This is a genomic window from Lapidilactobacillus mulanensis (assembly GCF_003946215.1).
Lineage (GTDB): Bacteria > Bacillota > Bacilli > Lactobacillales > Lactobacillaceae > Lapidilactobacillus > Lapidilactobacillus mulanensis.
The window spans coordinates 1-14323 of record NZ_RHOW01000049.1; the positions used below are offsets into that span (position 1 = coordinate 1).

Sequence of the window (14323 nt, forward strand, 5' to 3'; positions counted from 1 at the left end):
AAATCCCTCCATAGTTGTTAGATGAATTATTGTATTTCATCTGACAACCATAAAGGGATTATCGCACCGCTAGATTGCGCAGTTAGGTTTTTATAACACTTCATTCATTTTTTTAGAATTATTTGATCACTTTGAAATTTTGTTCCGTGGTTGCCTTAACAACTGGGTGCACACGTAAATAATCGGCGATGATTTCGGTCATATCTTCGGTGACCTCGCGAACGATTTTGTCGGCGGTAAACATTTGATAATTACCACCGCCCACCGCACGATATTGATTGACCACCACTTCTAGTTCTTGTTCGGGACGAATCGATTGCCCCTCGTAAGTCAATTCAGTGATTCGTTGACCAACCGGCCGAGAAACATCGATCGTATAATTGATTCCTGCATACATATCATAATTATAATGTTGAGGCTTAGGCGTTTCGAATTTAGGATTCACGCCAATCTCGCCTGTAGCAGTCACTGTAAAATAGTTTGCACATTGTTCTAATGCGGCGCGCAGATCGGCACCACTGACTTTAACAACAGCCAATGTATTAGGATAAATATAATTGGTCAGAACTGAGCGGAAGGTGATAATTTTGCCAAAACCCTGCCCATCGTTGTTGAACAATGCTGTACCCGAAATCTTCGTCTTCGTGGCATCGCGCTGAACATCCTGAATAAATTGAATATAAGGATGCGGCTGCAGGCGGACGGCCAATGGATCATGGATGGTGAGATCGCCTTCTGTTTTGCCCAAGGGTTGATCTAGCCAATCTTCAACGTTTTCATTATCAGGCAACAACGAGTCGGTTAAATCTTCATCGGCTTTCACGTCTGCGGTCGAAAATAAATCCGCTGTTGCCCCACTGACCTGCTTATTTTCATCGAGCGTCAGTGTGATCTTACCAACATAAGCGGCTTTTGAACCAGGTTGTGTCGTAGGAACGCCATCGCTCACCGCGGCAATTTCCCGATGCTGATGACCCGTCACCAAGGCATCGATGCCTGGAACGTGCTTTAAGAGCTCGTAGCCTTCATTCTCGCCTGTCAGCGCCTCAGTAGCTTCACCCGTCACAATATCGCGCTCAAAACCACCGTGATAGGCAACAACGACAATGTCAGCCAGCTGATGGAGTTGTGGTACCCATTTCTTAGCTGTTTCAACTGCGGACTTGAACGTTAAGCCCGCAATTTTATCTGGCGCCTCCCAGTGTGGGATGTAACAAGTCGTTAGGCCTAAAACGGCAACTTTCAAGTGGTCATCATACTCAAAAATTTCATAAGGCTGTCCAAAAGCCGGTTCACCATCCGCGTTTAAAATATTGGCGCACAGAAAATGACGGTCACTATATTTAATCGCGTCCTGCAGATAATCCGTGCCGTAATTGAATTCATGGTTACCAACAATGCCGACCTGATATGGGAGTACATTATAGACCGATGTCATGCCAACGACTTGCTTGGCAACTTTCGCCTGATAATAAGCAAATGGTGAACCCTGCAGGAAATCGCCATTCTCGATCACCAGGACTGGATCTGTCGTTTTTGCCTTTTCTGTTGCGATCACAGTAGCTGCCTTGGTGAGTCCGAACTCAGCGTCAAGTTGACGATCCCTGTAATCGGTTGGCAACAAGTAACCGTGTGTATCGCTCGTCGATAAAATTGTTAATTTCAAAATAAATCTAACCTTCTTTGTCGGAACTTACTGGTTGTTGAGTCTGTAGCTTTGCTAATAATCGCAGCACAATAATGCGTTGGACGACCGTGCTGCAGCTGAGTTTCACTAAGTTAGTTGCCTCAGCGATCACATTATCTTTCGTCGCCGAACTGATCACCACTTCTTGCTGGAAGTTGCTAGCGACATCATTGATCGTTTTCGAAAAAATTGTGACAAAATAATCGTAGGCTTGACCCGTGTCACCGGATTTCGATCGCGTCACAAGTTGAAAACCAGATTTAATATCCGCAATTGAAAAAACACTCTTCAAAATCGCGATCACCACTAAACTGGCAACCTGATCTTGACCATATTTTTTCTTGCGGGGCGAGTCTAGTAAACCCGCCTTCACATAATTGTTGATCATTGATGATGTTAAATTATCAAATTCCAATGGTTCTAACATCTGGTTAATATAACTCACAACTTGATCCATATAGAGATCAAACTTAGGCAGTTCACTCCACCGAGGAATATTTAATAACTGGATTTGCTTTAAATAATCTGTAAATTGTTGATTTTCCATTCAAGTCACCTCACTATCAATAGTATAGCACATCATCCTCATAACCAGATAAAATATCATTGTAAAATATTTGAGCACACAAAAAAAGCCGCATCATTGCTGATCAGCTCTCATTGCGATAAAGCAATATCAAATTTCACGATTATTTAGCATCTGTTGTTTCTTTGCTAAGCACTTGACGACCCTTGTAAAAGCCCTTAGGCGAAACATGATGGCTCAATCGATATTCACCATTCGTAGCATCGAATTGTAAATCTGGTGTTTGCAATTTGATATGTCCACGACGTTGGCGCTTCTTTTGCTTTGAGGTACGACGTTTAGGTACAGCCATTTCAAAAACTCCTTTTCAATTAACTATTGAATTCAGCTAAAGCGACTAAAAACTAGACAGCTTTTCGTTCACCTAACTATAATACTATCAAACCTCTGACAACGCAAGGTAAATCTTGTAGCTTGTTAGTTTTTTGTTCTGAAGAACGCGAATCAACGGCTCATTCGGTTTGTAGAGTCAGTGCTGCGTGCTTGAAGACCCGTTGTGGTGTGGCTTGTTAGTTTTTTGTTGTGGGGAATGCGAATTAACGGCTCATTCTGGTTGTAGCGTTAGTTCTGCGTGCTTGAAGACCCGTTGTGGTGTGGCTTGTTAGTTTTTTGTTGTGATCAACGCGGATCAACGGCTCATTCTGGTTGTGACGTTAGTGCTGCGTGCGTATAGACCCGTGATTTTCATCCAAGTTATTTGTCTTCTTCGGATTGTTCTGAATGTGAAGAAGATTGATCTGCTAGTTGAGCTTGTAATTGGGCGATTGTCTTCGATTGTTCTTCGATTTGCTGGCGATTTTCAGCTTTGATCTGCGCCACTTCATGCTCAACATTTTCTTGTTGATGTTGTTGCAACTGCGCAACTTCTTGCGTTAACTTTTTGTTTTGTTTTTTCAATGACAGGCTGCTACCTGTTGCCAGCAGAAACGCAATTAATGCGCCGACCACAAGACTGATCAATAGAATCAATACCAGTGGTAATTCGACTTTTACGAAGCCGAAGTTGATCGATGCCGCATCTACATTGAGTATGGCAAAAATAACAACCACCAAAGCTAATAATAATCCTAAAATAAAGCGACCTTGATTCTTCAAAGTGCCCCACTCCTTATTATTTCTGATTACCGATCGTGCCCGCCAAGAAATCACCGACACGAGGTGCTAACGGATAAAGCCGTGCTGCAACATCCATGAACCAAGGCGCGTTGATTTCCCGAACCGGGTGACCGAAACTAGCAACGACCTTCGTTGCCAATTTTTCAGGATCCAAAGACAGCCAAGAAATTTTTTGAAAATACTTCTTGCCAGAATCCGCGACGTTAAAGAAGTCGGTGCTGACAGGCCCTGGATTCACCGTGGTCACCTTAACTTTGACCGGCTTTAATTCGATCCGTAGTGCGTTCGAAAAAGCGATCAAGGCCCCTTTAGTCGCCGAATAAACTGCCGAATTCGCCGTGGGGATCTTACCGGCCATCGAACCGATCGTTACAATATGACCCTGAGTTGCAAACAACGAAGGCGCTAGTAAGCGGGTCAATAACATGGTGCCGAAAACATTGACCCGAAACATTTGTTCAATTTTATCTAATGGAATCTCTGTGAATGGCAAGAAATCACCAAATCCAGCCGCGTTCACTAACACATCCACATGATCGACTTCTGAGTTGATCTGTGCAACCGCTGCTTCTAATTCAGATAACTTGCTTACATCGACTTGAATCGCTGTTGCAGAAGTCAACGATAAATTCGCACATTCATTTCTAACTTCATTCAGCTGTTCCAGTCGACGCGCAAGCAGAAACACGCGCGCCCCGCGACTTGCAGATTCAAGCGCAATATCGCGACCAATGCCTGATGAGGCACCTGTGATCACAACAACTTTATCACGCAAGGTTCGGTAATCATTTACCATTCAAATCACTCCTTCACCGCAATGGGTAATGGTATTTTGATAACATCAAAATCATTGACAACTTTAGTATTGGGGAAAATCTCCTGTGCTTCTTGTTGCAGTTGATGTGCCGCTCTGCCCAGATAACGTGCAGAAATATGCGTCAACAGCAATCGGCGACAGTGAGCCTTAACCGCAATTTGTGCCGCTTGGGTAGAAGTCGTATGGAAATACTGACGTGCTAATCGACTCTCATGTTGACTAAAAGTACTTTCATGAACGAGTACATCTGCATTTTCCGCCAACGTAATGGTGTGATCGGTTTTTCGCGTGTCTCCCATAATGGCAACGATTCGGCCAGGGCGGCTTGCGCCAATATAATCCTTGCCATCGATCGTACGACCATCTGGCAGGCTCACAACTTCACCTGCTTTTAATTTACCATAAATTGGGCCGGAAGGAACCTGTTCAGCCTTTAATTTATCGACTAATAATTCACCGGAGAAATCCGCTTCTTGAATGCGGTAACCAAAGCTATCGATGCGATGATCGAGCTTCAACTGTGAAACTTCAAATTGGCCGTCCGAAAAAATCGTTCCCGGACCCTCGATTTCGTGATAAATAATCTGATAGCTTAAACGCGTTCCAGTAACAGCTAATGAAGTCTGAACGTAGCGTTTGATTCCAGCCGGCCCATAAAGATCCAAGTTGGTTTCGCCCCCCTGATTCGAGCGACTCGTCAAAAATCCGGGAAGTCCAAAAATATGATCCCCATGTAGATGCGTAATGAAAATTTTATCGACTTTTCGCGGTTTGATCGTGGTTTTAAGAATCTGTTGCTGCGTGCCTTCTCCACAATCAAATAACCAAATCTCGTTGCGTTCGTCCAACAACTTTAACGCAATACTTGTGACATTTCGACTGCGAGCTGGTACCCCAGCGCCAGTCCCTAGAAACTCAATTTCCATTAACCGATCTCACCTTTTTAGATTACTTATTTTAATTTTTTTCTAACTCACTTAAAACGGATTTCGCAACGAATGCAGTGTAATACGGCGAACCAGTTGGGTTAGGATGAACATGATCACCGGAGAACCAGTCAGGATGTACTTTTGCATAACTATACCAATCGATCACGTGTAAATTCGGATATTTCTTAGCGCCAACGGCTAATTCATTATTAACCGTGTTTTGCCATGGTCTGGTTGGCACATAAACATTGATCCAAAATACCTGACGTTGACCCAATTTGGTCATGATCGCCGCGAGTTGTGCATCTGTAAACGAACCGTTCGTCCCCATTCCGATCAAGACAACATCCGACAGCGCACCCTTAGCCACGATTCCATCAACGATTCCCGGAACCGAATAGGATTGACGACTGACTGCAGCATCAATATACATATTTGGAAAAATTCGTTTGTATCCTTCTGCGCTCCCTAACATGACCGAGTCACCAATTGCAGTGATCGGTAATGTTTTCGCCAAAGACAATTCAGACACAGATAAACCTTTTTTGATCAAATCCGCATTCGCCGGATCCTTGGCTATTTCTGCGGCTTCGGAAGAACTAGAAGCACTCTTAGACTGGCTAATTGACTCGCTCAACGATCGATCAGATTCCGCTTTAACACTTTGAGCGATACTTTCTGATTTGGCCTTCTTGCTAGAAGATTTCGAAGCTTGAATTTTGTCAACCAACGCCTGATTTTGTTTTGAGGTTTTCTTCTTGTTTTCTTCGATCTTATCGGCGACTTCAGAATGATCAGCAGGATCGGAGCGCACACCAACAGCTTGAACCACGCCGGTTGCGCCTGTTCCGAGAATCAATAACAAGATCAACGCAATGATCCGATGTTGCCAGCCTTTAACACCAGTGCGACGACTGAATAACCAGCGCAGCCAATTACCTGTCTGTTTAAAATCAAAACGGCCAGTCGTTCTCTCGACAAAACGATACGAAAGCTCACTGATCACGAGAATAATTAAAACTTCGACAACCGGATATAAGATGCGATGATCGGCAATATCCGTAAAATGCGTTTCAAAGAAAATCATCACTGGAAATTGATATAAATAGATCCCGTAACTCCGAGAACCAAACCAACTAAAAACGTGATTAGATAATATTTGATCCCAATCTGCGCCAGGATGAGCCACAACAGCCGTTAAAACAACCGTCAATAACGAGAAAATGACCATCCCACCACGATAAAGAAAATCAGATTGTGCGTCCGAAGTCAGCAGCATGATGACCATGCCGCCAAGTGCCACTGCCCCAAGAGCATCTAGGAATAAACGATCGACCTTCGCAACTCTGGCTTTCAGACGGTTGCTAGGCCAAACTAGTGCCAGGCCACTCCCAAACAATAGCGAAAACATCCGCGTATCAGTCCCATAATAGACACGGCTTGGATCGACTCCAGGCTGATAAAGAACGGCCATTAAGACTGCGGAAAAAATCCCTAAAAACATAGTCACACCAAAAATCGTGCTCCGTTTTTGCTTGAAATGCAATAACAACATGATCAACAGCGGCCAAACCAAATAGAACTGGCCTTCAATTGATAACGTCCAAAGATGTGTAAACGGTGATTCGTTGTTAGCGAAACGTTCAAAATAAGACTGACCATTGGCGATTTCCCACCAATTATAAACGTAGGCAAGATTACTTAAAAAAATCTTGTGCAGATTATACAGTAAACTTCTCTGAAACAAGACGATATAGGCGGATGTTCCGAGTAACATTGTGATCAGTGTCGGATAAAGGCGTTTCAACCGCCGCTTCCAGAAATTCTTAAAATTAAAATGACCTGTGCGTTTAACATCAAGAAGCAAGTGGTCGGTGATCAAATAGCCAGAAATAACCATAAAAATGGGTACGCCCAAAAATCCGCCCTTAAATAATCCTGGATTTAGATGGTAAAGAATCACGCCGATCACACCAATGGTTCGCATACCATCGAGCCCAGTGATATAACGCTTCTTAATTCGCTTTTGAGATTGGTTCTGCAACATGTTTTCCCCTCATAATTTAAAGCATCAAAATTAACAACTAGTATAACTATTCAATTATTATTCGACAAAGTCAAAACTAAAGTCTGCAATGACAATAGTATCTCCGTTTTCAGCTCCAGCTTCACGCAAGGCAGCCTCAATTCCCCAATTAGCAAGTGCCCGTGCAAACCGCATAATTCCATCTTGATGATCTAAATTGGTCATCTTCACAAAACGTTCGATGCGTTCGCCAGTCACTGTAAATTCATTGTCATCCGTTTTTTCAATTTCGAAATCACGGGTATTTTCAGATTGGTCAAATTGATAAGTGACTGATTTATCGTCAGATTCAGGTTGTGACCGCAATGAAGGTTTCGGTGTGCGTGCCAAGACATCGGCCGTCTGTTGCAACAACTTCTGCACGCCCTGATGATTAATACTAGAAATTGGCATGATCAACAATTTGTGATCCTCATCGAGGGTAAGTTGACTCCGGAATTCGGCCAAACGTTCCTCGGTCCCGGGCACATCCAGCTTAGTTGGCACGATGATTTCTGGACGTGTTAACAGACTTGGATCATATTGTTCCAGCTCATGACGAATCTGTTGATAATCCTCTAAAGGTTCGCGACCATTATCTGGATCCATATCCACTAAATGCAAAATCACGCGCGTCCGTTCGATATGCCGCAAGAATTGAATTCCCAAACCGACGCCTTGTGCTGCACCACTGATCAAGCCAGGCAAATCGGCCATGACATAATCGCGGCCATCATCTAGTTGAACCATCCCCAAGTTAGGGACCAACGTCGTAAATTGGTAAGATGCAATTTTAGGCTTAGCGGATGTTGCAACTGACAGTAAGGTTGATTTCCCAACAGAAGGAATACCAACGAGCCCAACATCGGCGAGAACCTTTAATTCTAATTGCAATTCACGTTCTTGCCCAGGCTCGCCATTTTCGGCAATTTCAGGAGCCGTGTTGCGGGACGTTGCGAAATGAATATTGCCCCGTCCACCGCGACCGCCGCGAGCGACAACTAATTCTTGCCCTTCTTCAACTAAATCACCGACAAATTCGCCAGTTTCAATATCTTTGACGCTGGTTCCGGTCGGCACTTTAATGTAAGTGTTCTCGGCCGCATGACCATACATGGCTTTATTCATGCCGTTTTGGCCGGCTGAAGCTTTAAAATGACGACGATAGCGGAAATCCATTAGCGTGCGTAAGCCTTCGTCGGCCACCAAGATCACACTACCGCCACGTCCACCATCACCACCGGCTGGTCCACCATTCGGTACAAATTTTTCATGACGGAAAGCGACAGACCCATCGCCGCCTTTTCCGGCTTTTACTTCAATTTTAATCTGATCAACAAACATTAGTGACCTCCTGCGTCGCATACATATTTCATTTATTTTACAAATATGACAATTAGATTGCAAATTTCGAAAAGTTCATCCTCTATGATAACAAATTTCCGGTTAAAAAGCTTAGAATCAAGCATGACTCAAAAAATAAATTTTTATAAACTCAATTCGAAAAAGATAACGAATGTATTAATTTCCAAAACCAGTGTGATTGAAAGATCGTTTTTTCTGATTATCGGTCATTATCTGTCAAATATGCTAACAATAACCATTGAAAGCGAATGCATCCCATTTAATATGAACTGTTATGATAGTAAATGGAAGATTTTGCTTGCTTATACTTATTCAACCGTCTATACTCATTCATGAGGTGAGAAAAATGTTGACTGCTCAGCGATATCAGATCATTTTACAAACTCTGACACATCAAGGTATTTGTAAACTCAATGAATTGGTGAACTTAACAGATGCTTCGGAATCCACCATTCGTCGTGATCTGGACGAATTAGAGACTCAAGGCTTACTCGAGCGCATTCATGGTGGCGCTAGACTTGTCACTCATCTGACCAGTGATCAGGCCCAGAACGATCGTGAACAGTTAAATCGTTCTGAAAAAGAACAGATCGCCCGGTTCGCCGTTAATAATTTTGTGCGTGATCAACAAGTGATTTATTTGGACTCCGGCACTTCAGTTCAGGAAGTTATTCCCTATTTAAGTCGATTCAAACAACTTTCTATCGTGACCAACAGTGTCACAACTGCTTTAAAGTTGTCCGAACAGAATATGGCCGTTTTCCTACCCGCAGGACATTTAAAAAACACCACGAAAGCACTCGTCGGTTCAGCCACACTTGCGGCATTGACGGATTATCATTTCGACTTGGCCTTGATCGGTACTAACGGAATCGCTGTTACCGGTGCGCTAATGACCCCCGATATTGATGAGGCCAATATTAAGCAGACTGTCATCAAAAACTCGACTAAGTCAGTCGTTTTAAGTGATCCATCAAAATTCAAGCAAGTCGCTTTTGCCACTTTTGCCACGCTAGATGATATTAGCCAATTAGTGACGACGAAGTTATCTAAGCCGCTCGCGGCACAATTTACCCAAACAAATATTAAGGAGCTGAGTTAATGATCTACACAGTGACGGTCAATCCGGCAATTGACTATGTTGTTCAAACAGAAACTTTAAATCTCGGTCGCGTCAACCGACCACAATATACCAATTTTATTGCCGGTGGTAAAGGCATCAATGTTTCGAAAATTTTGAACCAATTGGACTCCCCCAATACTGCTTGGGGATTTCTCGGCGGCTTTACCGGTGAATTTTTGAAAACAACCTTAACAACTGAAAAAATTAAATCCGACTTCACGCCGATCGCGGCCAACACTCGCGTCAACGTTAAACTCAAAAGTGACGTTGAAACCGAGTTGAATGCGGCTGGCCCGCAAGTTACGGCGGCGGAATTGGCAACTTTTAAAGTAAAGTTCGATCAAGTTCAGCCGGGCGATATCGTGATTTTCTCTGGCAGTCTGTTGCCACAACTCACCAACGATTTCTACTTAGAATTAATCGATCTTGTCGTTGCTAAGCAAGCACAATTCGCAATCGATACCACCGGCCAAGCATTATTGGACACGCTTGCCAAACAGCCATTAGTAATTAAACCCAATCATCATGAATTAGCCGACTTATTCCACACGACAATTCATAACGATGACGAACTGTTGAAATATGCAGCACAACTCCATGAACTTGGTGCCAACCACGTTCTGATTTCCATGGCTGGCGCAGGCGCCTATCTATTAGCAGACGGATACATCTACCATTCCGCAGCACCTAAGGGTCAAGTAGTCAATTCCGTCGGTGCGGGTGATTCAATGCTTGCAGGTTACATCGGCGAGTTTACCAAGCATCAAGATCCCGAACTCGCTTTTAAATATGGACTTGCTTGTGGCAGTGCTACTGCCTTTACCGAAAATATTGCAACGATCGATCAAATTAACCACTTATTACCACAGATCAAGATTGAAAAAATCAGTTAATCATAGATGATGGAGGATCTCAAATGAAAATTCAAGATTTATTGCTCAAAGATGCGATGATCATGGATCTTAAGGCAACGACGAAGGAAGCCGCGATCGATGAAATGATCGCTCGCTATCATGAAGTTGGCGTAATCGGCGATGTTGATAATTATCGCCAAGCTATTTTGAAACGGGAAAGCGAATCTACGACCGGTATTGGTGATGGAATCGCCATGCCTCACGCCAAAGTCAGCTCCGTTAAGAAAGCAGCAGTCCTTTTTGCCAAAAGTGATGCTGGGGTCGAATACAATGCCTTGGATGGTCAGCCGGTCCATTTATTCTTCATGATCGCCGCTCCAGAAGGCGCCAATAATGCGCATCTCCAAGCCTTATCTGCCCTATCGTCACTCTTGATCAACCCGGATTTAGTTGCTCAATTGAAAACCGCGCAAACGCCTGAAGAAGTTCAACAACTATTCAGCGACGCCCAGGTTGCCAAGGATGCCGAAGATCAGGCCCGTGAAGCCCAAGAAACTGCTCCAGCAGCAAACACTGAGGCACCAACGACAACAGCCACCAAGCGCCCTTACGTGGTTGCTGTGACTGCCTGCCCAACCGGAATCGCGCATACGTACATGGCCGAAGCTGCCTTGATCGCCGAAGCTAAAAAAATGGACGTCGATATTAAAGTTGAAACCAATGGCTCCGAAGGCATCAAGCATCGTTTAACGGATGAAGATATTGCCAATGCGGTCGGTGTCATCGTCGCCGCCGATAAAAAAGTGGAAATGGCACGTTTTAACGGTAAACCATTGCTCAATCGTCCAGTCATCGATGGCATCAAGAAGCCACATGAACTGATCGAAACGGTCATTGCTAAACAAGCTCCAATTTTTACGACGGATGAAACCGCACCTAGTCACAAAAAAGATGGGAACACAAAATCAGCCGGCAGTGAATTATACGGTCAGTTGATGAATGGGATCTCAAACATGTTACCATTCGTTGTTGCCGGCGGGATCATCATGGCTCTGTCATTTCTGATCGAGCGTTTCACCGGTGACCAGTCAATCTGGTTCCAATTCCCTAACTTGATCGGTAATGCCGCGTTTAGTTTCCTGATTCCAGTTTTATCGGCTTATATCGCCGAAGCAATCGGTGATCGTCCTGCATTGATGCCAGGTTTCGTGGGTGGCTATATGGCCAGCCAAGCGACCATGAGTATTTTACCTTCTAAGAGCCCCGCTGGATTCTTAGGCGGTTTGGTTGCTGGTTTCATCGCAGGTTTCGTCGTTGTTTGGATGAAAAAAGTCTTCAAAAACTTACCGAAAACTTTCGACGGACTCAAGCCGATCTTCATCTTCCCTATTTTAGGCCTGTTGATCACCGGTGCCGCGATGTACTTCGTCGTTGATCCTATCTTCGGAATTATTAACCACGCAATTACGGCATTCCTAAATAATATGGGCACTGCTAATGCCGTTCTGCTGGGAACCTTGCTCGGCGGGATGATGGCGATCGATATGGGCGGTCCTTTCAACAAAGCCGCTTATGTATTCGCCATTGGTGCTTTCCAAACGACTGAAAATGGTGCCTTGATGGCAGCCGTTATGGTCGGTGGGATGGTGCCACCACTAGCGATTGCAATTGCGACAACCTTCTGGCCTCAGAAGTGGACCAAACAAGAACGTAATTCAGGTTTAAGTAATTATTTGCTAGGAATTTCATTTATTACCGAAGGTGCGATTCCGTTTGCTGCCGCAGATCCATTGCGCGTGATCACCTCTAGTGTGATCGGTGCGGCAATCGGTGGTGGCTTGAGTCAATTACTCAACGTCAACGTACCAGCGCCACACGGTGGATTATTCGTCATTTTCTTAGCCAGCAATCCACTGGGCTACCTGCTTTCAGTTGTTGTTGGTGCCGCAATTTCCGGTCTGATCCTAGGACTTTGGAAGAAACCACTGGCTGCTGACAAAGCTGCCTAATTAAAAATTGACCATCAAAAAATTCTCCCAATCAATTTTGGGAGAATTTTTTTGTGACCTATTCAATTAATCGAAGACTTCATTCTTTGCTTTGCCGACTTTCATTTTCTTTTCAAAATAACGAAGAAGTAATGATAAGATCAACGTCAATACGAAGTAGATCAACGAGGTGATCACGAGTGGCAAGAATGGCTTGAAGCTTGAGCCTTGAACGACGGTGGTTTGGAACATTAATTCGCCGACACCGATCACACTCACGATTGCGGATTCCTTCAGTAAGGAAATAAATTCATTACCCAATGCAGGTAGAATCGTTTTAATCGCTTGTGGTAAGACAACTAGACGCATGGCCTTCTTGCTGGACAATCCCAATGAACGTGCCGCTTCCGTTTGACCTTTGGCAACAGATTGAATTCCTGAACGGATCACTTCGGAAACGTAGGCACCGGAATTTAACGACAAAGCAATTGCGGCAGAAACGAATGCAGAAACATTGATGCCAATGACTTGAGTTCCGAAATAAATCATGAAAACCTGAACCAAAAGTGGCGTGCCCCGGAAATATTGAATATAAACGGTGGCAATAGCCTTGATGATCTTACTGTGTGCGCGTTTCATCAGTGCCAACAAAGTTCCTAATAAACTACCGAACAGAACCCCGATGATCGTTAAAACGATCGTGATCCCAGTCCCTTTAACGAAATAGCTCCCGTATGCTTGCCAGAAATTTTGTTCTGTAAACATTTGCTCATTGGCAGTTTTACGCCATTCTTTAAACTGACCGTTTGACTTCACTTTTTTGATCGTTTTATTGACTGAAGCCAAGTAGGCTGGTGAACCCTTTGGCAACGCGATTGCACAATCGTAATTCGCATTGGTAAACTTAATGTTAGCGAGCGCCAATGCCTTGTTTGTTTGGACGTAAGCATCCGCAACGGGGGCTTCAACGACGACTGCACTTAATTTCTTTTGTTGTAAGTTTAAAATTAAATCCGTTACTTTTTCGAGTGAAACGACTTTGGCGCCACTCATTTCTTCTTTAGCTGTGGTTTCTTGAGTGGTTTGTTTCTGAACGCCGACAGATTGACCCTTGAAATCCATGACGCTGCGATACTTATTCTCTTCTCCTTTACGAACGATGACTTTTTGCGCAACGGTCAAATAAGAATCGGAAAAGGCAACTTCTTTTCTCCGTTCGGGCGTTGGCGTCATTGCAGAAACGATCATATCAACTTTTCCCGTTTTCAAACTGCCCATTAACGAATTAAATCCTAATTCTTTGATCCGCAATTCGACGCCGATATCTTTAGCGACTTGCCGAGCTAAATCAATATCGAATCCGACGACTTTATCTTCGCCGTTGATCGTTTTATGGAATTCATAGGGCGGATAATCCGCAGAAACGCCCAAGACCATGTAGCCCCGCTTCTTGATCGCCGTCAATTGCGCGTCGGTTTTCGCAGCCGCTTGCGTGGTTGTCGATGGTAAAATACCGATCGAACTGATCAACATCGTTAAACAAAGTAGTGCCCAAATTAAGAAATGCTTTTTATTATTTTTCATCTTGTCAACTTCCCCTACTGATAATAAAAGTAGTATACACTATATTTTATATTTATGCACTATTAATTTAAAAATATTTATTTTTATTCAATCAACACCAACCATTTTTCGCCGTCCACACAAAAAGACCCACAACAAAAATTGCACTAGGCCCTGTCAAGTTGACAAATGAAATAATATAAAGTTGAATCTGTTTCTAAGCGGCTTCA

General features: G+C 43.7%; 12 protein-coding genes. 3 read left to right on the forward strand and 9 right to left on the reverse strand.

Annotated elements, in window-relative coordinates:
• Positions 1-118 precede the first annotated feature (118 nt).
• From EKM67_RS09500 to obgE, 8 genes are all read right to left on the reverse strand, one after another.
• Positions 119-1666: a bifunctional metallophosphatase/5'-nucleotidase gene (locus tag EKM67_RS09500; RefSeq protein WP_125578783.1), complete on the reverse strand. Its 1548-nt coding sequence runs from the start codon at positions 1664-1666 to the stop codon at positions 119-121.
• A 7-nt stretch (positions 1667-1673) separates the two neighbouring features.
• A complete protein-coding gene (locus tag EKM67_RS09505) occupies positions 1674-2234 on the reverse strand; it encodes a DUF1836 domain-containing protein (protein WP_125578784.1) in 561 nt (186 codons plus the stop codon).
• A gap of 142 nt (positions 2235-2376) precedes the next feature.
• On the reverse strand, positions 2377-2565 hold the full coding sequence (gene rpmF / locus EKM67_RS09510; RefSeq protein WP_125578785.1) for a 50S ribosomal protein L32: 189 nt from the start codon (positions 2563-2565) through the stop codon (positions 2377-2379).
• Between the two features lie 401 nt (positions 2566-2966).
• A complete protein-coding gene (locus tag EKM67_RS09515; protein WP_164506636.1) occupies positions 2967-3368 on the reverse strand; it encodes a lipopolysaccharide assembly protein LapA domain-containing protein in 402 nt (133 codons plus the stop codon).
• Positions 3369-3384: 16 nt separating this feature from the next.
• The gene (locus tag EKM67_RS09520) at positions 3385-4185 is read right to left on the reverse strand and encodes an SDR family NAD(P)-dependent oxidoreductase (RefSeq protein ID WP_125578787.1); all 801 of its coding nucleotides are present in this window, start codon (positions 4183-4185) and stop codon (positions 3385-3387) included.
• A 5-nt stretch (positions 4186-4190) separates the two neighbouring features.
• Positions 4191-5132, reverse strand: a complete 942-nt coding sequence (gene rnz, locus EKM67_RS09525; protein ID WP_125578788.1) for a ribonuclease Z — start codon at positions 5130-5132, stop codon at positions 4191-4193.
• A 31-nt stretch (positions 5133-5163) separates the two neighbouring features.
• A complete protein-coding gene (locus EKM67_RS09530) occupies positions 5164-7182 on the reverse strand; it encodes an acyltransferase family protein (protein WP_125578789.1) in 2019 nt (672 codons plus the stop codon).
• A gap of 57 nt (positions 7183-7239) precedes the next feature.
• Positions 7240-8544 (reverse strand): GTPase ObgE, encoded by a 1305-nt coding sequence (gene obgE / locus EKM67_RS09535; protein WP_125578790.1) that lies wholly within the window; start codon positions 8542-8544, stop codon positions 7240-7242.
• Between the two features lie 367 nt (positions 8545-8911).
• Here obgE and EKM67_RS09540 point away from each other — a divergent pair, with 367 nt between their 5' ends.
• From EKM67_RS09540 to EKM67_RS09550, 3 genes are read left to right on the forward strand one after another with little or no spacing between them, the layout of a single operon-like run.
• The gene (locus EKM67_RS09540) at positions 8912-9667 is read left to right on the forward strand and encodes a DeoR/GlpR family DNA-binding transcription regulator (protein WP_164506637.1); all 756 of its coding nucleotides are present in this window, start codon (positions 8912-8914) and stop codon (positions 9665-9667) included.
• Positions 9667-10581 (forward strand): 1-phosphofructokinase, encoded by a 915-nt coding sequence (gene pfkB, locus EKM67_RS09545; protein WP_125578792.1) that lies wholly within the window; start codon positions 9667-9669, stop codon positions 10579-10581. The genes EKM67_RS09540 and pfkB overlap by 1 nt, the downstream gene beginning before the upstream one ends.
• 23 nt (positions 10582-10604) lie before the next feature.
• Positions 10605-12551, forward strand: a complete 1947-nt coding sequence (locus EKM67_RS09550) for a PTS fructose transporter subunit IIABC (RefSeq protein WP_125578793.1) — start codon at positions 10605-10607, stop codon at positions 12549-12551.
• A gap of 66 nt (positions 12552-12617) precedes the next feature.
• Here EKM67_RS09550 and EKM67_RS09555 read toward each other — a convergent pair whose 3' ends face one another.
• The gene (locus EKM67_RS09555) at positions 12618-14114 is read right to left on the reverse strand and encodes an ABC transporter substrate-binding protein/permease (protein WP_125578794.1); all 1497 of its coding nucleotides are present in this window, start codon (positions 14112-14114) and stop codon (positions 12618-12620) included.
• Positions 14115-14323: the final 209 nt, after the last annotated feature.